This window comes from Shewanella psychromarinicola (assembly GCF_003855155.1).
Taxonomy (GTDB): domain Bacteria; phylum Pseudomonadota; class Gammaproteobacteria; order Enterobacterales; family Shewanellaceae; genus Shewanella; species Shewanella psychromarinicola.
The window spans coordinates 4811446-4836090 of sequence record NZ_CP034073.1 but is presented as its reverse complement, the minus strand read 5'-3'; the positions used below and the strand labels follow the sequence as shown (position 1 = coordinate 4836090).

Here is a 24645-nt window from a genome sequence, read left to right as displayed (position 1 = left end):
TCGTCATATCATTTTGTGTCGGTTATCCGCTAAATAAAAGATAATGTTTAAGGCTCCATCAAGGGTGACAGAGAGTGTTGCCATTTTTAATTTAAGACCTATAAACAAGTTGATTTATACTTAGTTACATTTTTTTCGCGTATCACTAATCATCTCGTTTATCATCAGGTCTAGCTGTTTACTCGCAATGCGAATCCATAAAAGAGAGTAGTAAATTGAAGTCTTTCAATGAAAAAGTCGAACACTTAAGCGACACTCAAGGCCGTGAGTCTTTATTGGGCATGTTACGTGGAATTGAGCGTGAAGCATTGCGTATTGATGAAAATGGTCATTTAGCACAAGATGAACATCCAAAATCGCTCGGTTCTGCGCTGACGCATTCGCGTATTACTACCGATTATAGCGAGTCCCTATTAGAATTTATTACGCCAGTTTGTCATAGCATTGATGAATTATTAGAGGGGTTAACCCAAACACATGCTTACAGTGTGCGTAACTTAAACGGTCAAAAACTCTGGCCTGTTAGCATGCCATGCTATGTAGGTAAAGTAAGCGATATCCCTGTAGCACATTATGGAACCTCCAATAACGGTAAAATGAAAACCTTATATCGTAAAGGATTAACCCATCGTTATGGTGCGTTAATGCAGATTATTTCCGGGGTTCATTTTAATTTCTCTGTTTCGCAAGATTTATGGCAACGTCTATATGACGACAAAATTGCTAACGGCAATGGCAGCGCTTGTTGTAGCAAAAGTATTAATTTTGAAGACTTCATTTCTGAATCTTATTTTGGACTGATCCGTAATTACCGCCGTTTAGTATGGGTATTACCGTATTTATTTGGCTCAACACCGGCATTATGTAGCTCATTTATAAAAGATCAAGACGTCGATTTTGAGTTTGAAAAAACCGGTAAAGGCACCTTATATCTTCCTTATGCAACATCATTGCGCATGAGTGATTTAGGTTATACCAACAAAGAACAAGATACGCTCAATATTAGCTATAACTCATTGCCTGATTATCTTGAGGGCGTGGGCGCCGCAATTAAAATGCCATCGAAACAGTTTGAGCAAATTGGTGTCAATGTTGATGGTGAATTTCGTCAGTTAAACAGTAATATTTTGCAGATTGAAAATGAGTTTTATGCACCTATTCGCGCTAAACGTGTTGCCCAAAAAGGTGAAAAACCTTCGCAGGCCCTATCGCGTGCAGGCGTTGAGTATATTGAAGTGCGCGCTTTAGATGTCAATCCATTTAGCCCGGTTGGGATCGATGCCACTCAAGTGCGTTTTCTGGATCTATTTTTATTGTACTGCTTATTGTCGCCATCTGAAGACACCGACGCGGTCGGTGAAGCTGAAATTGGTGCTAACCTGAAAGCCGTTGTATTAGAAGGGCGCAAGCCTGGACTTGAATTACAGCGTAATGCTAAGGCCATTAGCTTAACGCAATGGATGCACGAGCTATTTGAACAATTAGCGACTCTCGCGAAGTTACTCGATGGTGATGCTAGCCATGCTTACCAAGACGCGTTAAGCACATGGGCTGAAGCGATTGATGATCCTGATAAAACGTTATCAGGCAAGGTGATGCAAGAGGTCGTTGTTAAGGGCACAGATCACAGTGTGTGGGTTAAGCAATTGGCCGATGATTATCATCAGTTTTTAAGTCATTACCCATTAAGCCATGATATTGAGCAAACCTATAAAAATGAGGCCAAACTCTCTTTACTTGAACAGCAAAGTCTAGAGGCTCAACCACAAGATAATTTTACCACTTTCTTAGAAAACTATTTTTGTGATGTGGTTCCTGCGGGCACTTTCGAGGCGAAATAATCATGCAGTTTTTTTCATCTTGGCGAGTGCTGGTTGTCGCGGTAGCGGCATTAGCCCTAAATGGCTGTGCTTCATCGCCAGATGAAATGGTTCAATGTGGCACAGTATCGAGCTACTTAGCGCCCGACAACAGTGCCAATTTATACCGTGTAGTGGTGACTCACTTAGATGATGTTGCGGTTATTTCAAGACCCAATTATTTATTATCGCCAGGTGAGCATAAGTTTACTGTTGCTGAACTGATCAACTCACCTGAATTAAAAGTGTTATTGTCTGCTCGTAAGGTGAAAGTATTTACGGTCAATGTTGCAGCCGATCAGCGTTATCATATTGGCGCCAAATTCAATACCGACAAAATCTATATAGGCCAAAATTCATTGTATTGGCAGCCTGTTGTATGGCAAACAGAATCGCATCAATGTGAAATGAAACGGTAATACCAATTCCATTAATTATGTGCTCAATCAGAGCCACTCAGTTTTTTCAGTTTGAGGCGCATTGTTGAAATAATGGTTGTTTCCTAAGGATAATTGCATTGGTTTTTAATTGATGTAAAACTAAGTCAAGAATCAATATCTTAGATACTGGCAGAGGTGTTATGAAGTGTTTTTTAGGCGTAGTTAGCGCAACGGTATTACTGTCATTAACGGGATGCGCCACGTCGCCACCGCAAGAGCCAGATGACCTGTGTGCTATTTTTAAAGAACATCGCTCGTGGTATGACGCTGCAGTCAATACGCGTGAAAAATGGGGCGTGCCAGTTCATGTCCCCTTAGCCATGATGTATCAAGAAAGTTCATTCAAACATAATGCTGCACCACCAATGCAATACTTTTTAGGTTTTATTCCCACCGGCCGTGCCAGTGACGCCTATGGTTACGCGCAAGCTAAAACCATGACCTGGGATGATTACGTTCGAGAAACCGGTAATAGTTGGTCTAGCCGCAGTGATTTTGACGATGCGATGGACTTTATGGGCTGGTTTATTTACAAAACCCATAAAATTAATGGCGTGTCTAAGTGGGACGCTAAAAACCAATACTTAAATTATCACGAAGGTTGGGGCGGTTATAAACGCGGCAGTTATAAAGCCAAAAAATGGTTAACGCCAGTAGCCAATAAAGTGGATAAACGTTCAAAAACCTACGCGGCGCAATATCATCAATGTAAAGAAAATTTAGATTCGTCATGGTTATGGCGAGTGTTTTTTGGTTAACCCATACGTTAAATAACAAAAAAGGAGCCTAGGCTCCTTTTTTGTTATTTAACATACTTATTGGCAACTTTATGTGATAAACCTATTTGATAAATTCGGCCAAAATCCAATCCAGCGGTGCTTGATATTGCTGTGGCATCCAAGCTTTTAGTTGGCTAATGCTGTCATCTAACATCGCTTTATTATGCACAGACAGATTCAAGTGACCCACTTTACGGCCCACGCGAACTTCTTTGTTGTACCAAAACAGTTCAGCATTTGGCAGGCTTAACCATCTATCGTCTTTATCAATCCCAATCAGGTTAACCATCACACATTGAAAGTTCACTTGTGGCTGATGCAAAGGTAAATTGCATAAGGCACGTAAGTGCAATTCAAACTGGTTTATGTGACAACCCGCTTGAGTCCAATGGCCCGAGTTGTGCACTCTAGGGGCTAACTCATTGACCATTAAGTGTTCACCAACACGGAAACACTCCATCGCCATCACGCCCACATATTCAAGGTCATGCATCACCTTACTGAGCATGTCTTCAGCTTCGGCCTGCAAAGGTGCTAAGCGAGTTAATGGCGCAATCGATGCCATTAAAATACCGTCTTGATGTAGGTTTAACGCCAACGGATAAAATAAACAGCGCCCGTCTTGGGTGCGCACACCCACTAACGACACTTCTTCATCAAAGTTAATCGCTTGTTCGGCGATGGCTTCATTGCGCCAATCGGCAGGGATGGTTGTCGCTTCTGCCTGCTTGAGCCAATGTTGGCCTTTACCGTCATAACCGCCGGTGCGACGTTTTAATAATACCCGTTCACCATAGGCATTATGTAGTGTTTGCGTGGTGGTATTGTCATTAATTAACTGCCAAGGCGATGTGGCGACAGCTAATTCATCGAGCAGACTTTTTTGGCTAAAACGATCAGCTAAACGACCAAATACTGGGCCATTAATAAAATGTGGGTGTTGGCTGAGTTGTAAACTCAGCTGTGACTCTGGCCATTGTTCGCGTTCGGCGGTAATGATGTCGTCAGCTTCAAGCGGTAACTGCACATCTGATGGTGTCATAATATCAACCGGACGCACATTAATACCTAGCGGTTGGCCTGCATGACTGAGCATGGCACCTAATTGACCATCGCCCAATACCCATAGATTTTTTGGCAAGGTCATTAGTCTTCTCTCGGATCGGGATTATCAAGGATCGCGCGAGTTTGCTCATCACGAAATGCTTCTAAACGCTCAGCTAAAGCGGCATCGCTAATCGCCAAAATTTGGCTGGCTAATAAACCTGCGTTAAACGCGCCGGCAGTACCAATGGCTAAGGTGCCAACGGCAATCCCTTTAGGCATTTGTACAATCGACAATAAACTGTCCATGCCAGATAAGGCCTTGCTTTGCACTGGGACACCCAATACAGGCAAGCGGGTTTTAGAGGCTATCATGCCAGGTAAATGGGCTGCTCCGCCTGCACCACCAATAATGACTTTATAGCCTTTATCTGCAGCAGAACGTGCAAATTCCATTAGCTTGTCTGGTGTTCTGTGGGCTGAAACGACTTCAACATGATAAGGCACTTGTAACTTATCCATAATTTCAGCGGCGGCTTCCATTGTAGGCCAATCACTTTTAGAACCCATTACAACAGCAACTAGGGCTTGCATGTTAACTCCTTAACGTACTTATTCTATTAGTATATTTGGCTAATTCGCTCAGTAGGAACCGCGGGCGATTAACGTCAATATTAAGGCGATAAAAAAGGTGCTAAATAATAGCATAAGCCGTGCTCTGTTGGCTGCATTTCAGTGTTTCTTGAGGCTAACACTCAGTTTCTAAATACGAAAACTATTTAAACACATTTTATATTCACCACAAGTTCGTATCGAACATTGATGAATAATGGAGTAAAGAATTCTTTTTGTAACCCTTTTACCTATTTCGCTCGTTATTAGCTGTATGCAAGGTCACTTTGTTGACGTAACCAATATGAATAACAAGTCGATAGATGAGGGAAAAACCATGAACGATGTCAATAAGCAACTCACTCGCAGTGCATTAGCCATAGTCATTAGCGCGATTATTGTCAGTGGTTGTGCGCAAGAGTCCAAAGACAGTGCGAAACAAAGTCAGCCCGCTTCTAAAATTCAATCCGCGAGTAAAACGGATTCCTCTGCACAAGCGCGTCCCGAGTTATCTGAGGTAGCAGGTTTAGTGATGGCATCTGAGCCACAGGCTGATGCATACCAAGGATCAAAGGAGGTGCATCGCAGCGCTAAAGTCATGGCAGCGTCAATGGCGCAGCGTATTGTGAGTCCTCAGCATGTCAGCGCAAGCGATCGCAGCTTGTTATTAGCACCTAATGCTAATGACAAATTTGAGTCGCTAGTACAAAACGGCAATATGGTTGCCGGTGAAACGCCGGTATCGACGTTTTCAATCGATGTTGATACTGGCAGTTACAGCACCACCCGCAGATTAATCAATCAAGGCCAACTGCCGGTTAAGAATACCGTTAGGGTAGAAGAGTTAGTGAACTACTTTAGTTATGACTACCCAGTACCGACAACCACTGAGCAGCCCTTTAGCGTTAATACTGAATTAGCACCCTCACCGTATAATGCTGATACTCAGTTATTGCGCATTGGCATTAAAGGTTTTGATGTTGCAGCAGACCAGCTTGGTGCAAGTAATTTAGTGCTACTGCTTGATGTGTCAGGCTCTATGTCGTCTGCTGATAAATTGCCTTTATTGAAACAAGCCATGCTGATGCTGAGTCAGCAATTATCGGCGCAAGATAAAGTATCGATAGTGGTGTACGCCGGTGCCAGCGGTGTGGTGCTTGACGGTGTTGCAGGTAATGACTTTACCGCCATTAAAACAGCCCTTAGTCAGTTAACTGCACAAGGTGGCACTAATGGTAGCCAAGGTATTCAGTTAGCGTATCAATTAGCGCAAAAGCACTTTATCGAAAACGGCAGTAACCGAGTTATTTTGGCCACCGACGGTGACTTTAACTTGGGGATGACAGATCATCAGCAATTGGTTGATTTTGTCACCAGTCAAAGTAAAAGTGGTATTGGTTTATCTACGCTTGCCTTTGGTCTGGGTTCTGCTACTGCCAGTTATAATGACCATTTGCTGGAACAATTATCAAATAAAGCTAACGGTCAATATGCGTTTATCGATACCTTAAATGAAGCGCGAAAAGTGCTAGTTGATCAACTCAGTGCCACACTGTTAACTATTGCCCACGATGTCAAAGTGCAAATTGAATTTAACCCGGCGGTGGTGTCTGAGTATCGACTTATTGGTTACGAAAACCGGTTGTTAAATCGTAGTGACTTTAATAACGACGCTATTGATGCAGGCGAGATTGGTGCGGGTCATACCGTCACCGCGCTGTACGAGATACGTTATAACGATAGCCAAAATCGTTTAGTGGATCCGCTGCGTTATGCTGTCACAGAATCGACGCAAATTGATGAAGCTAAAGTTCATCAACACATTGCAAATGAAGTGGCTTATTTAAAGCTGCGTTATAAAGCGAGTGGCGAGCAAAACAGTCAATTAATCGCTTATCCCATTAGCCGCGATCAGCAGCTGACTCATTTGCATCAAGCCAGCGATGATTTCCGCTTTGCCGCCGCAGTCGCGGGGTTTGGGCAATTGCTTAATCATAATAATTATGTCCACGATACTGATTATGCTAAGTTAATTGTACTTGCTCAGTCTGCAATGGGCCAAGACCGATTTGGTTATCGCCATGAGTTTGTGCAAATGCTAAAAACCGCAAGTGTACTCGAGAGACAGCTTATGATTACTGAGCCAGACACTCGTTCGGTTAGCCAATAAATGCGTCACAAAAAGGATAAAATGGTGCAAACATCAATATACCCTAAGGATGAGCCGTTAATTCCCCAAGTGGGAAGTGACGAGCAACTGATGCTCGACTACCAAGCGGGTGACGTCCGCGCGTTCGAGGCCTTGTACCTTAAACACAAAGGGCCTTTGTATCGTTATTTTGTTCGCCAATTACATAACCAACAATTAGCCGAAGATTTGTATCAAGACACCTGGGGTAAGGTGATTAATGCGGTGAGGCAATATCAAGTCACGGCCAAATTCACCACTTGGTTATATAAAATTGCCCATAACTTATTGATTGACCATGTGCGTGCTGTTAAGCCGCTCGACAAGGTGACACCGCTTGGTGAAGGTGAAACCATGGATAGCCTACAAGCAGATGATCAAGCCTCGCCTGAGCCACAAGTACAGCAACAGCAACAAGTTGAGATGATGAAAAATTGCATTGCCAAACTGCCGCCAGTGCAAAAAGAGGCTTTTTTACTCAACATCGAAATGGGCATGACCGCTGCGATGATCAGCGACATCGCCAACGTCACCTTAGAAGCCACCAAAAGCCGTATTCGTTATGCTTATCAGAGTATTAAGCAATGTATTGCTACCCAAAGGCAGGAGACAACATTATGAATAAACAATTAGATCATGATGCAGAGTTCACTGCATTACAAACAGAAATCAAAGATGCTTATCACCAGAAACCACTGGAACAACCATCGGCTGAACTGGATGAGGCCATATTAACCAAAGCGCGTTCGGATGCGAATGTATCTAAAGTCAGTTCACCTAAAAAATCAATGTGGCAACGCAATGCATGGGTGTTTTCAAGCGCGGCGTCGGTATTGCTGGTGGCGGGATTGTTTATGTTAACCCCAAGCCTGCAAAAACAAGTTGGAATTGATATTGAACAAGGCGTACCTGCTCAGCAGTCATCATTTAAGCAGGCCAAATCGACATCGGACGTGCCTAAACTAACTGAGTCACCAGTTGAAGATGCCGCAGCAGCAGAATCAATTGCCGTTCAGGGATTATCGATGAGTTCAGCGCCAATGAATAACGAACGTGTTAATCGTGAAGCAATGAGTGAAGCATCTGATAACAACGGAACAGTTGAATCTCAAATGGCAGATAAATCATCCGCGGTAATGAGTGCGGCGCCAACACCTGCCAAAGTAAATGAAGAAGGACAAAAGAAAGTACTAGAACTGCACTCAAGCAGCCATGCCAAGGAGGGACTACAAGTGAAACAGTCATTTAATGGATCGTTAAAAGGGGACATTCAATTAGATACTGCTGATGTCGCCTTGGCTCGGTTACAAGCACTAATGGCCGACAATAAACTGATTCAGGCTGAACGTTATATGATCACCATAGATCAACGCTTCCCTGAGCTATCTGATCCGTCCCACCCACTTTATGAGCAATACCATAAAATTGTACTGCAACTGACTTCGCAGTAAGGGAAATACGAGACATTAAAACACTAACGGCTAAGCGATCACTGCTTAGCCGTTTATTATCTCAAATTGAATTACTGCTGAGCTGTTTATTATTTCAAATTGTGGTTCGTTACATATTTTTGCTGCAAAATTAGCCACAACTCTGATAATGTGAACGGATAAATATAATACGTTAATTGATATTGATTTAACTCTAGATATCGACTTTATAAGGACGCTCCTCACCATGAAACTTCGTCGCTCCGTTGTGCATTGTATGTTGGTTTTAGGTACTTTAGCTTGCTCATCAATAGTCGTGGCTAATGCCTCAAATCAAGGCTATTACCGCGCCCCAGCATTGCACGATCAAACCTTAGTGTTTACCGCCGAAGGCGATCTGTGGATAACCCAACTCAACCAAACTAAAGCCAGTCGCTTAACCAGTTTGGCCGCCGAAGAAATGGACGCAACTATTTCAAAAGACGGCAAGTGGGTGGCTTACACCGCCAATTATGAAGGCGCAACCGAAGTGTATGTGATGCCTATTCAGGGCGGAGTGGCTAAGCGGGTAAGTTTTGAAAACAGCCGGGTGCGCCTGCAAGGCTGGACCGCATCAGGAGAGGTGTTATATTCCACCGACAATGCCTTTGGGCCCGCTAATTTTTGGGTGTTAAAAACCGTTAACCCGCAAACGTTAACCATCACAGACTTACCCTTAGCTGACGCCGTAGAAGGCACTATTGATGACAAAGGTGAGTATGTTTACTTTACTCAATTTGGTCTGCAAGTCAGTGGCGATAATGTCAAAGTCTATCGCGGCGGCGCTAAAGGTGAAATTTGGCGTTATAAGCTGGGTAGTAAACAAGAAGCACAGCAGTTAACCAGTGCCCATGAGGGTTCTGTTAAGCAGCCGATGTTATGGAATCAACGGGTCTATTTTGTCAGTGATAAGTCTGGTAATGACAATATTTGGTCGATGACCCTAGATGGCAAAGATAGTAAACAACACACTCAATATACCGATTGGCAGGTGCGCGATGCCCAGCTTAATAATGGCCGCATTGTGTTCCAGCAGGGCGCCGATATCAAGTTGTTAAACTTAGCCGATCTTGCCCAATCAAGGTTAAATATCGAACTCACCAGTGACTTTGCCCATCGCCGCGAGCAATGGGTTAACGACCCAATGGATTTCGCCACCTCAACCGTCTTTGCCCATCAAGGCGACAACGTGGTAATTACTGCCCGTAGCCATGTGGCTATTGCCAGTAATGATGGCCGCCGCTTAGTGCAAATAGACTCATCAGCCAATAGCCGCGTGCGCGATGCACTGCTTAGTGATGATGGTAAATGGGTTTATGGCATTAGCGATGCATCGGGAGAGCAAGAAATTTGGCAATATCCTGCAGACGGCTCTGCTGGGGCCAAACAGTTAACCAAAGATGGCAACACCTTGCGTACCAGCTTGTCGTTATCACCTAATGGACGTTATTTGGTCTCCGACGATTACATGGGCAACGTGTGGTTACTGGATTTAACTCGCGACAATAACCAGAAAATCATCAAAAATGGCGAAGGCCTTGGTCCTTATCAAGACATTAAATGGTCTGGTGACAGTCGGTTTATTGCCCTGACAAAAGCTGAAATTGGTAAACAGCGGCCACAAATCGTGTTGTATTCAATTAACGAGTCAAAAGCACAAACCTTAACCACAGACAAATACGAGTCGTTTTCACCGAGTTTTAGCCACGACGGTAAATGGTTGTATTTCTTGTCTAATCGCGAATTTAAAGCCAATCCTGGCTCGCCATGGGGCGACCGCAATATGGGGCCTATTTTTGACAAACGGACCCAAATATTTGCTTTAGCGTTAGATGCTAAAGCGTCATTCCCATTTGCAAAACCAACGGAACTGACTGTCAAAAAAGAGGCTAAAAAAACGGATAAAGAGCAGGAAATGGGCGGTAGAACCAAGGTGGATTGGGATGGATTAAACCAACGCCTATGGCAAGTGCCTGTTGATGCGGGTAATTACCAAAGCTTAACGGCGGCAAAAGACAAACTGTATTTACTTGATGGCAATGAACAAAGCAGCGAGCTAAAACTGATTAAGTTTGATCCGCTAAACCTTAAAGTCGATACCTTTAGCGAGGATGTGGGCCAATATTCGTTATCAAAAGATGGCAGTAAATTAATGCTGCGTAAGCAATCAGATCCTAAAAACATCATGATTGTGGATGCGGGCGACAAACTGCCAAGCGATGTATCGCGAGCGAAAGTCAGTACAGATCAATGGCAATTGAGTATATCACCACCGCAAGAATGGCAGCAGATCTTTGAAGATGCATGGCTAATGCACCGTGACTCGTTTTTTGACCCTAAAATGCGTGGGGTAGATTGGCAAGCCGCCAAAACCAAGTACCAACCTTTGGTTGATAGGTTAACCGATCGCAACGAGCTCAATGATATTTTTATGCAAATGATGGGCGAGCTTAACTCGTTACATTCACAAGTGCGCGGCGGTGATATTACCCAAGACGCGGATGCTGCCAAAGCAGCTGCATTAGGTGCTAGGCTGACTCAAACCGATAAAGGTGTGCTTATTAGCCATATTTATCAAACCGATGCCGAATTGCCATTGTCTGCATCACCGCTGGCGCGTATTGAAGTGGATGCCCAAGAAGAGGATATTATTCGCGCCATTAACGGTAAAAAAGTGACTAATATTGCCGATGTGACTCAATTGCTGCGTAACCAAGGCAATAAACAAGTGCTACTGGGACTGATGCGGGGTAAAACGGCCATTAATACCGTAGTGACGCCGCACGATATTGGCACCGATGCCAAACTACGTTATCTGGACTGGGTAGAGCATAATGGCGACAAAGTCGCCAAAGCCTCCAATGGCAACATTGGCTATTTACATTTGTATGCCATGGGCTCTGGTGATGTAGAAAGTTTTGCCCGCGAGTTTTATACCAATTACGACAAAGACGGGTTAATTATTGATGTGCGCCGAAATCGCGGTGGCAACATTGACAGTTGGATTATTGAAAAGCTATTGCGCCGTGCATGGGCATTTTGGCAGCCAACACACGGCAGCACCAATGCCAATATGCAGCAAACGTTCAGAGGTCACTTAGTGGTGTTGGCTGATCAAATGACTTACTCAGATGGTGAAACCTTTTCCGCTGGGATCAAAGCATTAAGCATCGCGCCGATTATTGGTAAACAAACTGCCGGCGCTGGCGTGTGGTTATCGGGGCGTAATTCGGTGACCGATAATGGCATGGCGAGGGTGGCAGAATATCCACAATATGCCATTGATGGGCGTTGGATCGTCGAAGGTCATGGGGTTGACCCCGACATTGAGGTTGATAATTTACCTTATGCGACTTTTAACGGTAAAGACGCTCAGCTGAATGCGGCGATTAGCTATTTAAAAGATGAGTTAGTACAACAACCGATCAACCCTTTACAAGGTCAGCCTTTACCTAAAATAGGGCCGGCTGCGGATATAAAACCGCGATAATGATTAGCTTATTGACAAAACCCCAAGTGATTACTTGGGGTTTTTGTAGATATGGGTTCAATGTACTTATGTTGCGCGGGCATATGAAGCTATTGCAACCATTACGCTTGCGCTATTTTATCTCAACTACACACGCTAATGAATTGGCAATAAAGCAGTTTGCATGGGCCTTGGCATGAATTTTTGCCAATGTCTCTTGGTCTACTTCAATCCCTTCAGCAAAAGTGACTTTGGGTTCAAGCGTCATTTTGACCACGGCGACTTTACCGGCATCATTTTTACCTAAATCAGCGGTGGCATTATCAACATAATGGGTCACTGGCAGTCGCTTTAAATGGGCAATCGCTAAAAAGGTCAACATGTGGCACGACGACAAAGCTGCTAGTAAGCTTTCTTCTGGGTTAACTTTGTCTGCATTGCCTTTGTATTCTGATGCCGACGAGGCTTGGATCGTTTGTCCACTGCCAAATTTCACCTCATGGTCGCGATTAAATTCACCGTCTTCACTTGGTGAAGATTGCCAATTCACCGTTAATTTAAAGCTCATTTTGTACTCCCAAAACCACCTAATAGTGGTATTTATAACGATTTAACATACCGTTTATAGATGCTGACTTAAACGATAACTAACATCTGTTGATTCAACACCAAGCGTAGCTGAATGTCCATGGACTCGCTCGAGAAAACAGATATAAAAATGGCATCTATTCACTACAGGCAAGCTACTGTTCGGTTTGATATCACGAATTTTAAAACCGAGGGCAAAGAGGCTACGCCTATCTCTTTAAATAAACAAAAACTAGCTTGCGCTGGTTTTGTTTATTTAGCCACAGTTTGGCTTTAAATAGGGCTATAAAGATAAATCAGTCTATGTGAACGCCATGAGTTGCCCACTGAGGCTCACTAAACTCAGTTTGGGTTTTAAACTGAGATAATCAATTATTCCGATGTTAGCTTATTCTCCCCATTTTTTAACCCGAGTTGAGGTGAGGTAAACCAATTAAGCTTCTTCGGTGGTCAGCTTGGTGATCAATTCAGCAATAGTGGCGGGTTCTTGTGCCCCAGACACTAGATATTGCTGATTAAACACTATAGCTGGCACAGCTTGAATCCCGCGACTGATCCAAAGTTGCTCTGCTTCTTTAACGGCTTTTTCATAGCGCTTGTCGCTGAGTACAACTCTAGCTTCATCGGCATCTAAGCCAACCTGCGTGGCAATATTAATTAAGACTTCAATGTCATCGGGATTCTGCTGCTGAGTAAAGTAGCTGCTAAATAAAGCCAGTTTTAATTCGGTTTGCTTACCTGACTCTGCAGCCCAATACAGCAGCTGGTGGGCAAGTAGCGTGTTGTAAATGCGTGATGAATCAGAAAAATTAAATTCAAAGCCTAAATCAGCACCCATTTGGGTTAATCGTTGACGATTTTGAGCACTTTGCTCCGGTGTTGAACCGTATTTCTCAGCAATGTGTTCGCCTAAGTGTTGACCTTCTGGCCCCATCGTGGGGTTAAGTTCAAACGGATGCCACTGTATTTTAACCTCTAAATCATTAAATTGACTTAGTGCTTGTTCAAGACGACGGTAGCCGACAATACACCAAGGGCACATTACGTCTGAAATAATATCGATTTGGAGTTGATTAGTGGCCATAATTATCCTTTCTAATGATTAATTCGGTTTCATTTATATAAGCCTTAACAGGCAAAAAATGTATAGTTGTTTATAAAACAACTGCTTTTAGTAATTATTTGTTTGGTTTGTAATCACTTGTGTAAACAACCCAAAAGTTGCAACCTTTGTCACTAAATTGTGTCTATACTTAATCAGTAATCTGGTGTTTAATCAAGTAAGGGTTAGGTCAGTTTGATATACCCCATGCACGTTTTAATCAACTTTTATTAATGGCATAGTAGTTGAAGTTCACAAGTAGATATAAAACACTTTGTAGACTTGAGTACTTGTGACACAAAGCTCATGTCCCATGTCTAAATATGTCAGCCTGCATTTGTACAACAAGCCTATTTATGTCAGCATGCAGTTGTAACACGCGATAAATTTGGCAAGTAAATTCTTTTAAGGACAATCTATGAAAATAAATCTTTCTGGTCACCATGTTGATGTTACGGATACTGTCAAACAACACGTAGATGAAAAATTCGCTAAAATAGCTAACCATTTTCCCACGCTTATCTCGCTAGATATCATCATTGCTAAAGAGCATGGTGAGTATGATGTTGAAATTAGAACTAACTATGAAGGAACTAGCATTGCAGCTAAAGGTACTGATTTAGTCATGTATCCGGCTATTACGAGCGCCGCTAGAAAATTAGATGCGGCACTAAAGCATCGTAAAGGCCAATTAAAAGCAGATTTACATGAAAAACCAGATGTCACTGCGCCTGAAATCGCCTACGAAAAAGTTCAAGAAATGGACTTACGCTAACCAAAATCGTTTATTAAACGACGCCAAAAAACGCAGCTTAAGCTGCGTTTTTTTGTTTGATTCGGTAAAGGTAAGAAGGCTAGATGCTAGGGCGGACTGCGTCCTGCTAGTATCGCTTCGCTGCTAGGACGGACTGCGTCCTGCTAGTATCGCTTCGCTGCTAGGACGGACTGCGTCCTGCTAGTATCGCTTCGCTGCTAGGGCGGACTGCGTCCTGCTAGGAAACGATAACAAGCGAACGCTACGCTCACGGATAGAACGGTCTAGCACTTGGCTTGTTATCGGATGTCATCGCTCGTTATCGCTAGCTACCAAGATTTTATAGTCTCTAGCCGCGTAGCGTACTAGCAGCGTTCTAGGCTCTTGGCTTGCCATCGACTGTCAGCGCTTGTCATCTCTGTTATAGGATCTAGCCGCCTAGCGTACTAGGCTCTATGCTTTAGATTTTATAGCATCTAGCAGCGAAGCGATCTAGTTCCTAGGCTTTTATAGTCTCTCGTTCTAGTTTGATTTATTCTTCATCAATCTCAGCATTGTGATACACGTGTTGCACGTCATCACAATCATCAAGAGCCGCTAAGAACTTATCAAAATTTTCAATATCTTCACCAGTCAGTTCAGTCATGGTTTGTGGCACAAAGGCTAAGTTTTCTACCTTAAAGTCAATCTTAGGAAAGGCTTCAATTAACACAGTGCGGGCATTATTAAACTCTGATACTGGCGTAAATACGCTGATGATACCATCTTCTAGTTCTACATCGGCAACGTCGACGTCAGCCATCATAAGCAGTTCTAAAATGGCTTCATCATCATCATCATCACCATCAAACACAAATACTGCTTGATGTTCGAACATATGGCCAACAGTACCAGGGCCGCCCAGCTTGGCATCATTTTTAACAAACGCTTGGCGAACTTGAGTAAATGTGCGGTTACTGTTGTCAGTTAAACAGTCAACAATAACCATACATCCGCCAGGACCAAAACCTTCATAGCGGGCGGTATCATAATCTTCACCACCACCACCACGTGCTTTTTCAATGGCACGTTCAATAACGTGTGCCGGAACTTGATCTTTCTTCGCGCGGGCGATCAAGCTACGTAGGGCTAAGTTGCCCTCTGGGTCAACGCCACCTTTAGCGCAAATATAAATCTCTTTACCATAACGTGAGTAAATACGTGTCTTTTGGCCAGCGGTTTTCGCCATGTCCTCTTTTTTATTTTGATATGCTCTGCCCATCTTAATCTCGTTTTATTAAATGTTTAAGGCTAAAAATTGTCACCGATTCTAGCAGGAATAAGTTGTGCTGTTTAGGTGCTGGTTCTAAATTTCACATAAATAGGCTTGATAACCCGATAGGTATTATAGAATTTAGATCTAGCACGTCATACTTTTAGGCTATCACTATTCATATTTACACATCAAATGTGTTAAGTTCATGTTTAAACGCCTACCATCGATAATAAATCTAAAATACGATTTAATTGTAAAAGGTTGTTTAAAACCAAAATATAAAAATAATGAGAAAGGACTTCTCTCCCTGGATGAATTCAGTACAAAGAGTCTATTGGTTCATCCATTTTACTCTGAGATGTGTTGATAAGTGACATTATCAATATCATTTCTACACTGAATCAGTATGTTGAAATGAGAGTCCGAATATGAAATCTGTATCTGCCGAAGGTCAAACTTCAAATCCGACAGTGACTATTTTGTATTACGAAGCCCCTGTTGGCTTAGAAATGCATAATGCTGTGATGACCGATCTGCAAGTCAGTCACAGTGGACGCGTAATTATCCCTGAGTCGTTTCGCCGAGGTAAATCGATTATTGCGGTATTAGAAGGCGAGTGCAAAATACTTAACTCATTGGGTGAACGTGTTTTTTCACAACGTGTCGTGAGCTAAAGATAGTAGTCATCAAGCTAACATAACCAAGAAGACACCGAGTGTGTCTTTTTTTTATGCTTTTTTGGTGTTTTTTATGCACGTTTTATGTTGTTTAGCATGAAATAATAATGCTAATCACATCGTAGTAAATCATCGAGCAGTTTATCCGCTAACGCCTGCAATAGCGTTTTGCTAGGATTGGTATGAGCGATGGTGCGCATCCCATATATTCCCATCATCATATATTGGGCTAAAAAATCACAGTCGCTGTCGGCAGGAATTAATTTTTTTGCTTTTACTTGTTCGAATACTTGCACTAATGAGCCATGCCAAGTGGCTAAACATTGGGCCGACATTTGGCGAATATCGTCATCTTGCTCGCCCATTTCACTGAGTGTTTTAGTTAATAAACATGATTGGCTAGCATCGCAACTTAAGCATTCCTGTAAAATGCTATCCAAGTATCGACGTAAGTTGTCTATTATCGAGTTTTCATCAGTAAACAGTTGCTGAAATTGCTGGCCTCTGTCTTGTTGATATTGACCTATGGCTGCAAGCAGTAAGCCTTTTTTATTGTCAAACGCACAATAAATTGACCCAGGATGTAAGCCAGTGGCTTTGGTAAGATCCTGCATGCTGGTTTTGGCATAACCGTTCACCGTAAAAGCACTCATGGCTGCTCTTAATACTTTTTCTCTATCAAATTCAGCATGTCTCATATTCTGTCACTTCTGGTAACAACAAAGCGTGATAACTCATTTCGGTTTAGTCTAACTAAAATAGCTCGACTATTCAAAAATTACTTGAATGTGTATTCAAATAAGATTAATCTTGAACGCATATTCAAGAAAGGAGATTATCACATGACGGCGAGTTTATTTACCCCTTACAAACTTAACGACACCCTAACATTATCAAACAAGATTTTAATGGCACCATTAACGCGTTGTATGGCAGATGATGACCTTGTGCCGACACAGATGATTGCCGATTATTATGCACGCCGAGCTGAAGCGGGTCTTATTATCAGCGAAGCGACAATTATTCGTCCAGATGGCCAGGGCTACCCAAATACCCCAGGTTTATTTACCCCGGCTCAAATTGATGGCTGGCGTGTCGTTACCGATGCCGTACACAAAAATAACGGTAAAATCTTTGCTCAGCTTTGGCATACCGGCCGTGTTGCACACCCGCACTTTTTTGGTGGTGGCGATGTATTATCTTCTTCAGCACAAGTCGTGGAAGGCACTGTGCCTAGAATGCGCGAATTGGTTTATCAAACCCCAAAGGCCGCCACGGTAGACGATATTAAGCAATTAGTAGCTGATTATTCCCAAGCCGCTGCAAACGCAATTGATGCTGGCTTTGATGGTGTCGAAATTCATGGTGCAAATGGCTATTTAATTGACCAATTCTTACACTATGATAACAACCGTCGTGTAGACGAATACGGTCAAACACCAGAAAACATGTCTCGCTTTGCCTTAGAAGTGGTTGATGCTGTGGTTGCCAGAATTGGCGCAGATCGCACCGCTCTTCGAGTCTCTCCTGGCGCCTATTTCAATATGGCAGCAGATCCTCGCGACCGTGATGTTTTTGACTATTTATTACCTGAGTTGGCGAAACGAAATTTAGCCTTTTTACATGGTGGTATTTTTGACGACTCAATGCAGTTTGATTACTTAGGTGGCAGTATATCGGCTTATATGCGCAGTGTTTATACCGGTACGTTAGTGGGTGTGGGTAGCTACACTGCTGAAACGGGTAGCACAGCGATTAGCGAGAACAAGTTTGATTTACTGGCTATTGGTCGTCCATTTATTGCCAATCCTGATTACGTAGCAAAAATACGTGATGGCGTTGAATTAGTCAGCTACGACGGCGCTATGTTAGCTGAATTGATTTAACCTTGTTTTTGTTTTTTGTTTGTTGTTTTTTGCGTTATTAACTTCAGTAGAGGTTAGTTAAACGTATTTTGTAGGAATCCACTTCTAACAGCTATTTTATGTGTGAGAAGTGGCGCTAAAATTATCAACCCCAATTTGTGTTTTTTAGTTTCCGTCTTGGCCACTGCTTTTGCTGTGGTCTTTTTTTTGTCAGAAATTTGTCTCAGTGAGTGCTGTCTATTACTATGTCGGCAATTTTAGGCAAAGAGATGCATGATGCAAACACTGCAACAATTAAACGATGGTTTGTTACTGGGTTATCAACGGGTCAATATCGCAGCACAACTCACTGAGTTTCCGGTTAACTTGTTTGAGCTAGCCGATACCTTAGAAGTACTTGATCTTAGCAACAACCAATTGTCGTCATTGCCGGCTAACTTTGCCGACTTGCATCAACTTAAAATCCTATTTTTGTCTAATAACCTATTTGATCATCTGCCAGCAGTATTAGGTCAATGTCCTAATTTAGAGATGATAGGTTTTAAAGCCAATCAAATCCGCAGCGTGCCAGACAGTGCCATTCCAAAACAAACCCGCTGGTTAATCTTAACCGACAACCAGATAGAGCAGTTGCCTGACAGTTTAGGTCAATGTTATCGCCTCGAGAAGCTGGCACTAGCAGGTAATAGGCTCACCTCGCTACCCGCTAGCATGGCAAATTGCCATCAATTGGCACTTATTCGTTTATCTGCAAACCAGCTTACCGATTTACCTGAGTGGTTATTTCAATTACCTAACTTAGCCTGGCTGGCTTTTGCGGGTAATGCATTTAGTCATGTTGAACATTGCGACAATACTCGAGTTCCCACCGTGCCATTACGCCAATTTAGCTTAGGTCAGTTGCTCGGTCAGGGTGCATCTGGGCTAATTTATCAAGCAGGTCACCATGCAGGAAACTCAAACATTAGCCACTTTAGCAGCGACGTAGATATCGCCATTAAGCTGTTTAAAGGTATGATCACCAGTGACGGTTATCCAGCAGATGAGCTTGATTGCTGCCTAACCGCGGGTGAACACCCTAATTTAATTAATGTGGTGGCACAAATTAATCAGCCCGATCAACTGGGCTTAGTGATGCAACTTATTCCGCCAAGCTTCGGCAATTTAGGTTTACCACCGTCGTTGCAAACCTGTAGCCGCGACACTTTTGAGCCGCAAACGGTATTTACTTGGCAGCGCATTACTTATATTGCTAGCCAAATGGCTGATATTTTGGCTCATTTACATCAAAATGGCATTAGCCATGGTGATCTTTATGCCCACAACATCATGATAAACCAAGACGATTATGTATTATTTGGCGATTTTGGCGCGGCATCAAATTTAAAACAATTTACCCCACAGCGGCGGCAGTTAATCCAAGCGATTGAGGTTAGGGCGTTTGGTTATTTGGTCGATGATATGCTAAACCTCATCGATAACCCAGATACGTCACAAGCCACGATGTTGCGCCAGGTAGTGCAAGATTGCCTGCTAGATGATGTATCGTCCAGACCGTGCTTTAATACATTGTTACCGCGTATAGCGAGTATTGCTTAAACCATAAACATTCGAGTTAAGGCTCATTTAGGTAAATCAACCTAATGACGCCTGAGTTCGAATGAATTTCAGCGTAAATAACCAATACAGAATATGGCCTTTATCAACACACTGCATTACAATCAAATTATCATGTTGTCATTAAAGGCTCGCCCACAGTGGAAAATAAAACTGCACGTTTTACCGTATTAATGGACCCGTTAAAAAAGCAGGCATTTGAGCAGCTGTGTGCCGCTCAAGATCTCACGCCATCACAAGTCACTCGTCAGCTTATTCGTGAATATCTGCAAAAGCACGATGTGAGTTTTAGTGATAGCCAAAGTCGTCCCAATCCACAAGTGAAAAGCTAACGTTGGTCTTCACTATCGTTAAGTTAATTCGGTTGCTGCACTGCCTAGGGTAGTCAACTTGTGATAATAGCATTATAATGCCATTACAATATTCGGCAGGGTAGATACTTTTCTATCTCACGCCAATCGATAAAGCCTGTCGAACTGCGTATTAGCGCTATTAACATGTTCGACAACTGCCAAGAACACAGAGAGTAAAGATATGAGTGATGTAATCCCGCCATGCCCAAAATGTGAGTCTCCGTACGCTTATTCAGACGGTACATTATTAATTTGCCCAGAATGTGCTAATGAATGGAACCCAAATGAAGAAGTGGTTGATCCAGACGCTATCATTTTAAAAGATGCCAACGGCAACTTATTAGCAGAAGGCGACAAAGTCACCTTAATCAAAGATCTTAAAGTCAAAGGCTCATCGCTAGTGCTTAAAGTTGGCACCAAAGCCGTGATTAACCACCTTGTCGATGGCGACCACGACATCGATTGTAAAGTCGATGGCAATGGCCAAATGATGCTGAAATCAAAGTTTGTTAAAAAACAAAGCTAATAACGATTGAGCAGAACATAGTAAATCACATGTAAGTGACCATTAATCAGCTTTAGGCTGATTAACAAAAAATCCCCGCAGGCAGCAATGCCAACGGGGATTTTTTATGGACACCGGTTCAAGTCCCGCCGCCACACCTGAACGGGTTCTTGTTGTTCCAAAGGTATATTGTTTAGAAATGCCCGAACGCATGCTTGCCCAGTGGTGATCCCCAAGTGAAATCACTTCTGTGACACGCTGTAAACCCATCCATGGGCGCTCTGCGAAAACATCCATGTTCTCGATGGTCACAGCCGCGATTGCACCTGTCGTTTAGTTATCTTCGATTCAACCTTGTTTGTAACTAAGCGCTCTAACTCACTTTTGGACATAAATCATTTAGAGCAAAGGGTCTAAAGGTGGATCGTGGGATTAGTAAATGTATGGTGTTCAAACAAAGTTTACACTGACCCCACAAAGTTTATAAAGTTTATAAAGTTTATGGTCGATTTAACACAGCAGAAAAGCCTGATATCAATCAAGTGGAAAGTGGTGTTATAGAGTTAAGAGTTAGCGTTTAAGCACACAACCAACGCTGGCAGTTTGCCGCGCCTTGGCGTCGCTTCCGTTCTAAATGCTCACAATATTCTGTTAAGGCAGGTAACGCCCCTACCGCGCCTTTGAATAATGAGCCAAACTCTGTAGTAATTTTTAGCCAGTTCTCGGCAGGTATGTTGAGTCTATTGAGAATAGCTTGGCTGCTTGAACTAATTGCACCCCGTTTATCCTCTCGAATAATTCGCCCAGTATCTTCCACCAGCACAATATAGTCTTTTACACTGAACATTAAACCATTAGGCATGTTTACACGCTCATTACCGACAAAACGCAATAACGCTGTTGGTTGTTCACCTTTTATCGCTGAGTTTATTCGGCGTTGAATACTGGTGTAATCTGACATTTCTGGTGTGCTGGCCATTTTGGCCCGGATAGGATTCAAATCGACATAAGCCATACAGCTCAGAACGGCTGCTTCGTCTAATAATGCTTGCGATTTAAACCGCCCTTCCCAGAATCTGCCAGTACATTTATCTTCTTTATTTGCCTGTCTGGCAATCGGCTCACTCAGGGAGCGCATAAACCAACTGATATCAATTAACCGTTTACGATACTCTGTGATGCATTCATTGACCGTTTGTCGCTCAAATTGGTTTAGGTCTTCACCCTTAACAAATTTCTGCGTCAGTAATGTCCCTTTAAAACCTTTGTGCCACTGTACCAGCACGTCTTTATCTGACCAGTGTTTCACTTTATCTGCATTAACCTTAATCACGACATCTAAGTGATTGCTCATGACTGCGTAGGCACATATATCAATAGCAAAGATGGTCGCCAATTCAAGGATGCGTAAACCAACCCATTCACGCCGATGCTCAAAATTCTCGCCTGTTGAATTATCGATACCACACAGAAAAGCCTTACGCACCACACGTGAACAGCAGTGGTAATAAGGTGTGTCATCTAAACTAACAATTGTTCGTCTTGGTCTGGCCATCTTCAATTACCATTTTGAAAGGGTAAATAAAGCGTAGGTTATTGTTAGATATTTAGCCAGTAATCATGGGTGGCCATGTAAAAAGTGACATATACAGGCGCAGTGGTACGGATTTCATTAGGGGCGCAGCTAGACTGTTAAGCCCGTATATATGACAGTACAACCGCTTTTAGCGGTAAATGAGTCGCATCAAAAGCAATGACAAGAGTGAAGCAGTAGAATAGAAAACTAAGGCCCAAAAGCCTTCGGTGAGCAGAGTATTATCTTGACTCACCGGGAGCGTCCATATATGGCCATGTTAAAGTGTTAGTACAAAAAACCTTAGTTCAAACCACTTACGTTCGAGAGACTTCTTAGTTACATTGCAATCTTAAATAGAGACATAGATAATATTTTGTATCCAATATCAAATACAGAAATATATTAATGTATTTGATATTGGTTACATTACTTTGAAAGTGTTTTTTTATAAGATTCTAAACTTTAGTGGTATAGCGTTGAATCGAGACGAATTTACTAATGCGCACAACTGGACAGTGAAGGTTGCATTGTAGTGGCCAAAATAACTATGCCACTACAGTACTGATAACTTCGAAACAAGAGGCTAGATTCAGTTAGCCATTACACATACTAGATACTTAGATTTTCAGGTACTTTTTTACGATTTTGAATTAGCGTATAACCACCACTCAACACGATTAGCAGACTCCCGAGTAAAGTGGGCACATCAAGAGACTCTCCAAAAATGAAAATACCTAAAATCAAAGCAAATAATAAACGGGAATAACGAAATGGAGACACTACTGATACATCACCAGTACGCATAGCGATGGTCAACGCATTATAGGCCATAACACCAAAGACTATTGCCCCTACAATCTGCGCCGCTAACATAAAACCAAATTGAAATGGTTGACCTTGATAAGCCATTATCACCAAACCTGTTGGAATTAACACCGAAAAACCATAGACTCCAATTTGAGTGTTAGAAAGCACAGGTGGAGCGGCACGTGTCGCTAAATCACGGCCAGCAAAGCCTAAGGTAGCCACCACCGCAAAAATAGAGTTGACCTCAAAGCCGGCGAAACCGGGGCGAATAATCATCAGTACGCCCACAAAACCGACGAAAACAGCCAACCACCTCTTAAATCCGATACTCTCACCGAACAACAAAGCTGCACCAACCATTGCTATCAATGGTGTGGCCTGCAAAATCGCCGATGCACTCGATAACGGTGTTAACGTGATCGCTAAAGCGAAACAGAATCGACCAATAACTTCACAAACGGCGCGTATTAATAATGGTGCTGAGAGTATGGCAGGATGAAAAACTCGCCCTCCCTTACGCCAAGTTAAAAATATAAACACAAGCATTCCACCTAGACCAAATAATGCTAAAATTTGGCCAATTGATGCCGTCTCTGCCGCCGCTTTGATAAGCATATCTTCAACGGAAAACGCCGCCATCGAAGCAACCATAAAAAAACTGCCCTTGGTATTATTCAAAAAAAACCACCACGATTTATGTAGTATTTAGTCAAAGTGCTTATGGTCAATAGCGATGATTTGCTACTAGCACAGCGAAGAGTTATCGATAACATCTTGTCGAATCGGAACGCTCATAAATGCTCAATCTAATATTTAGCGTCAACGTCTATTTTTGCTTCACCTAGCGTATGAAGTAGATTAGATAACAAGCTAGAAGCACCAAAACGATAGTGTTTAGAGTTGTCGGCCCAACCGTCCCCAATAATATTATCAACCATATCTAAATATAGTTTGGCTTCTTCTGCAGTCTGAACGCCACCAGAGGCCTTAAAACCAACGCTACTTTCAACGCCCATCTGTTTGATGACTGATAACATAATTTCAGCAGCTTCTGGCGTCGCATTGACGGGCACTTTCCCCGTAGAGGTTTTGATCATATCAGCACCCGCTTTAATGGATATTTCGGAGGCTCTTTTGATTAGTTCAGGCGTTTTTAGCTCACCAGACTCAATAATCACTTTGAAGAAAATATTACTACCGCAAGCAGCTTTACATTGCTCAATAAGCTCAAAACAAACATCCTCATTACCCGATATTAACGCGCGATATGGAAACACAACATCGACATCATCTGCGCCATAGGCAACTGCAGCTTTTGTTTCAGCAACGGCTATTTCAACATCATCATTTCCATGAGGAAAATTAGTCACAGTGACCACTCGAATGTTGGATGTACCTTGTGCTCTCAGTTGTTTTTTGGCGATAGGAATGAAGCGCGGATAGATGCATATGCCAGCGGTATTACCGACAAGGGTTTTAGCAAGCTTACACAACTCGATAATTTTATCATCGGTATCACTGTCGCTTAAGGTTGTTAGGTCCATCAATTGGAGCGCACGTAGTGCTGCTGTTTTTACATTACTCATTAGTATTTCCGATACGTAGTAAAAATCTATACCCAAGGCTCTACAAACCTTGAACACAAATAAAGGAACGGCATTATAAAAGTAGAGGGCATACGAAAGT

General features: G+C 42.7%; 23 protein-coding genes. 13 read left to right on the top strand and 10 right to left on the bottom strand.

Annotated features, from left to right (window positions below; genetic code table 11):
* The first annotated feature begins 197 nt into the window (after positions 1-197).
* The 3 genes from gshA (at position 198) to EGC80_RS21005 (ending at position 3057) form a co-directional block, all read left to right on the top strand.
* Entirely contained in the window at positions 198-1841 is a 1644-nt protein-coding gene (gshA, locus tag EGC80_RS21015) for a glutamate--cysteine ligase (RefSeq protein ID WP_267898649.1), read from the top strand.
* 2 nt (positions 1842-1843) lie between these two features.
* Positions 1844-2278, top strand: a complete 435-nt coding sequence (locus EGC80_RS21010) for a hypothetical protein (protein WP_124012024.1) — start codon at positions 1844-1846, stop codon at positions 2276-2278.
* A 161-nt stretch (positions 2279-2439) separates the two neighbouring features.
* Positions 2440-3057, top strand: a complete 618-nt coding sequence (locus tag EGC80_RS21005; RefSeq protein WP_124012023.1) for a transglycosylase SLT domain-containing protein — start codon at positions 2440-2442, stop codon at positions 3055-3057.
* An 82-nt stretch (positions 3058-3139) separates the two neighbouring features.
* Here the strand turns inward: EGC80_RS21005 and purK are convergent, their stop codons facing one another.
* Positions 3140-4225, bottom strand: a complete 1086-nt coding sequence (gene purK, locus EGC80_RS21000; protein ID WP_124012022.1) for a 5-(carboxyamino)imidazole ribonucleotide synthase — start codon at positions 4223-4225, stop codon at positions 3140-3142.
* Positions 4225-4716, bottom strand: coding sequence for a 5-(carboxyamino)imidazole ribonucleotide mutase (purE, locus tag EGC80_RS20995; protein WP_101032438.1), 492 nt, complete (start codon positions 4714-4716; stop codon positions 4225-4227). The genes purK and purE overlap by 1 nt, the downstream gene beginning before the upstream one ends.
* A 355-nt stretch (positions 4717-5071) precedes the next feature.
* Here purE and EGC80_RS20990 point away from each other — a divergent pair, with 355 nt between their 5' ends.
* From EGC80_RS20990 to EGC80_RS20975, 4 genes are all read left to right on the top strand, one after another.
* On the top strand, positions 5072-6904 hold the full coding sequence (locus tag EGC80_RS20990) for a vWA domain-containing protein (RefSeq protein ID WP_124012021.1): 1833 nt from the start codon (positions 5072-5074) through the stop codon (positions 6902-6904).
* A gap of 21 nt (positions 6905-6925) precedes the next feature.
* On the top strand, positions 6926-7543 hold the full coding sequence (locus EGC80_RS20985; protein ID WP_164839514.1) for a sigma-70 family RNA polymerase sigma factor: 618 nt from the start codon (positions 6926-6928) through the stop codon (positions 7541-7543).
* Positions 7540-8373, top strand: a complete 834-nt coding sequence (locus tag EGC80_RS20980) for a hypothetical protein (RefSeq protein WP_124012019.1) — start codon at positions 7540-7542, stop codon at positions 8371-8373. Before EGC80_RS20985 ends, EGC80_RS20980 begins: the two co-directional genes overlap by 4 nt.
* Before the next feature lie 226 nt (positions 8374-8599).
* Entirely contained in the window at positions 8600-11881 is a 3282-nt protein-coding gene (locus EGC80_RS20975) for a S41 family peptidase (protein ID WP_124012018.1), read from the top strand.
* Positions 11882-11993: 112 nt separating this feature from the next.
* Here the strand turns inward: EGC80_RS20975 and EGC80_RS20970 are convergent, their stop codons facing one another.
* Together EGC80_RS20970 and EGC80_RS20965 are read right to left on the bottom strand one after the other, a co-directional pair.
* Positions 11994-12428 carry an OsmC family protein gene (locus EGC80_RS20970; RefSeq protein WP_124012017.1) on the bottom strand — a complete coding sequence of 145 codons (435 nt, stop codon included), beginning with the start codon at positions 12426-12428 and terminating at the stop codon, positions 11994-11996.
* Positions 12429-12881: 453 nt separating this feature from the next.
* On the bottom strand, positions 12882-13532 hold the full coding sequence (locus tag EGC80_RS20965) for a DsbA family oxidoreductase (RefSeq protein ID WP_124012016.1): 651 nt from the start codon (positions 13530-13532) through the stop codon (positions 12882-12884).
* A 436-nt stretch (positions 13533-13968) separates the two neighbouring features.
* Here EGC80_RS20965 and hpf point away from each other — a divergent pair, with 436 nt between their 5' ends.
* Positions 13969-14325, top strand: coding sequence for a ribosome hibernation-promoting factor, HPF/YfiA family (gene hpf, locus EGC80_RS20960; RefSeq protein ID WP_124012015.1), 357 nt, complete (start codon positions 13969-13971; stop codon positions 14323-14325).
* A gap of 511 nt (positions 14326-14836) precedes the next feature.
* On the opposite strand, the gene EGC80_RS20955 is transcribed toward hpf, so the two are convergent.
* Positions 14837-15565 (bottom strand): YebC/PmpR family DNA-binding transcriptional regulator, encoded by a 729-nt coding sequence (locus EGC80_RS20955; RefSeq protein ID WP_124012014.1) that lies wholly within the window; start codon positions 15563-15565, stop codon positions 14837-14839.
* A gap of 422 nt (positions 15566-15987) precedes the next feature.
* Here EGC80_RS20955 and EGC80_RS20950 point away from each other — a divergent pair, with 422 nt between their 5' ends.
* Complete coding sequence (locus EGC80_RS20950; protein WP_124012013.1) at positions 15988-16233, top strand: TIGR02922 family protein; 246 nt, start codon at positions 15988-15990, stop codon at positions 16231-16233.
* Positions 16234-16346: 113 nt separating this feature from the next.
* Here EGC80_RS20950 and EGC80_RS20945 read toward each other — a convergent pair whose 3' ends face one another.
* Positions 16347-16934 (bottom strand): TetR/AcrR family transcriptional regulator, encoded by a 588-nt coding sequence (locus EGC80_RS20945; protein ID WP_124012012.1) that lies wholly within the window; start codon positions 16932-16934, stop codon positions 16347-16349.
* Positions 16935-17078: 144 nt separating this feature from the next.
* Between EGC80_RS20945 and EGC80_RS20940 the strand changes: the two genes are divergently transcribed.
* The 4 genes from EGC80_RS20940 (at position 17079) to EGC80_RS20925 (ending at position 20597) form a co-directional block, all read left to right on the top strand.
* Positions 17079-18122 carry an alkene reductase gene (locus EGC80_RS20940; RefSeq protein WP_124012011.1) on the top strand — a complete coding sequence of 348 codons (1044 nt, stop codon included), beginning with the start codon at positions 17079-17081 and terminating at the stop codon, positions 18120-18122.
* 255 nt (positions 18123-18377) lie between these two features.
* Positions 18378-19700 carry a leucine-rich repeat-containing protein kinase family protein gene (locus EGC80_RS20935; protein WP_164839586.1) on the top strand — a complete coding sequence of 441 codons (1323 nt, stop codon included), beginning with the start codon at positions 18378-18380 and terminating at the stop codon, positions 19698-19700.
* A gap of 158 nt (positions 19701-19858) precedes the next feature.
* On the top strand, positions 19859-20050 hold the full coding sequence (locus tag EGC80_RS20930) for a CopG family transcriptional regulator (RefSeq protein WP_124012009.1): 192 nt from the start codon (positions 19859-19861) through the stop codon (positions 20048-20050).
* 202 nt (positions 20051-20252) lie between these two features.
* Positions 20253-20597: a zinc ribbon domain-containing protein YjdM gene (locus EGC80_RS20925; protein ID WP_101032423.1), complete on the top strand. Its 345-nt coding sequence runs from the start codon at positions 20253-20255 to the stop codon at positions 20595-20597.
* A 42-nt stretch (positions 20598-20639) separates the two neighbouring features.
* On the opposite strand, the gene EGC80_RS20920 is transcribed toward EGC80_RS20925, so the two are convergent.
* The 4 genes from EGC80_RS20920 to deoC all read right to left on the bottom strand — a co-directional run bounded on the left by EGC80_RS20920 (position 20640) and on the right by deoC (position 24545).
* A complete protein-coding gene (locus EGC80_RS20920; protein WP_124012008.1) occupies positions 20640-20888 on the bottom strand; it encodes a hypothetical protein in 249 nt (82 codons plus the stop codon).
* A gap of 265 nt (positions 20889-21153) precedes the next feature.
* Positions 21154-22131, bottom strand: coding sequence for a transposase (locus tag EGC80_RS20915; protein WP_124012007.1), 978 nt, complete (start codon positions 22129-22131; stop codon positions 21154-21156).
* Between the two features lie 630 nt (positions 22132-22761).
* Positions 22762-23637: a DMT family transporter gene (locus EGC80_RS20910; protein WP_233768559.1), complete on the bottom strand. Its 876-nt coding sequence runs from the start codon at positions 23635-23637 to the stop codon at positions 22762-22764.
* 128 nt (positions 23638-23765) lie between these two features.
* Positions 23766-24545, bottom strand: coding sequence for a deoxyribose-phosphate aldolase (gene deoC / locus EGC80_RS20905; RefSeq protein WP_124012006.1), 780 nt, complete (start codon positions 24543-24545; stop codon positions 23766-23768).
* Between the last annotated feature and the right edge of the window lie 100 nt (positions 24546-24645).

Coding starts and splice junctions, on each gene's coding strand:
- EGC80_RS21010 (WP_124012024.1), top strand. CDS start 1,844: ATGCAGTTTTTTTCATCTTGGCGAGTGCTGGTTGTCGCGGTAGCGGCA.
- EGC80_RS21005 (WP_124012023.1), top strand. CDS start 2,440: ATGAAGTGTTTTTTAGGCGTAGTTAGCGCAACGGTATTACTGTCATTA.
- purK (WP_124012022.1), bottom strand. CDS start 4,225: ATGACCTTGCCAAAAAATCTATGGGTATTGGGCGATGGTCAATTAGGT.
- purE (WP_101032438.1), bottom strand. CDS start 4,716: ATGCAAGCCCTAGTTGCTGTTGTAATGGGTTCTAAAAGTGATTGGCCT.
- EGC80_RS20990 (WP_124012021.1), top strand. CDS start 5,072: ATGAACGATGTCAATAAGCAACTCACTCGCAGTGCATTAGCCATAGTC.
- EGC80_RS20985 (WP_164839514.1), top strand. CDS start 6,926: ATGGTGCAAACATCAATATACCCTAAGGATGAGCCGTTAATTCCCCAA.
- EGC80_RS20980 (WP_124012019.1), top strand. CDS start 7,540: ATGAATAAACAATTAGATCATGATGCAGAGTTCACTGCATTACAAACA.
- EGC80_RS20975 (WP_124012018.1), top strand. CDS start 8,600: ATGAAACTTCGTCGCTCCGTTGTGCATTGTATGTTGGTTTTAGGTACT.
- EGC80_RS20970 (WP_124012017.1), bottom strand. CDS start 12,428: ATGAGCTTTAAATTAACGGTGAATTGGCAATCTTCACCAAGTGAAGAC.
- EGC80_RS20965 (WP_124012016.1), bottom strand. CDS start 13,532: ATGGCCACTAATCAACTCCAAATCGATATTATTTCAGACGTAATGTGC.
- hpf (WP_124012015.1), top strand. CDS start 13,969: ATGAAAATAAATCTTTCTGGTCACCATGTTGATGTTACGGATACTGTC.
- EGC80_RS20955 (WP_124012014.1), bottom strand. CDS start 15,565: ATGGGCAGAGCATATCAAAATAAAAAAGAGGACATGGCGAAAACCGCT.
- EGC80_RS20950 (WP_124012013.1), top strand. CDS start 15,988: ATGAAATCTGTATCTGCCGAAGGTCAAACTTCAAATCCGACAGTGACT.
- EGC80_RS20945 (WP_124012012.1), bottom strand. CDS start 16,934: ATGAGACATGCTGAATTTGATAGAGAAAAAGTATTAAGAGCAGCCATG.
- EGC80_RS20940 (WP_124012011.1), top strand. CDS start 17,079: ATGACGGCGAGTTTATTTACCCCTTACAAACTTAACGACACCCTAACA.
- EGC80_RS20935 (WP_164839586.1), top strand. CDS start 18,378: ATGCAAACACTGCAACAATTAAACGATGGTTTGTTACTGGGTTATCAA.
- EGC80_RS20925 (WP_101032423.1), top strand. CDS start 20,253: ATGAGTGATGTAATCCCGCCATGCCCAAAATGTGAGTCTCCGTACGCT.
- EGC80_RS20915 (WP_124012007.1), bottom strand. CDS start 22,131: ATGGCCAGACCAAGACGAACAATTGTTAGTTTAGATGACACACCTTAT.
- deoC (WP_124012006.1), bottom strand. CDS start 24,545: ATGAGTAATGTAAAAACAGCAGCACTACGTGCGCTCCAATTGATGGAC.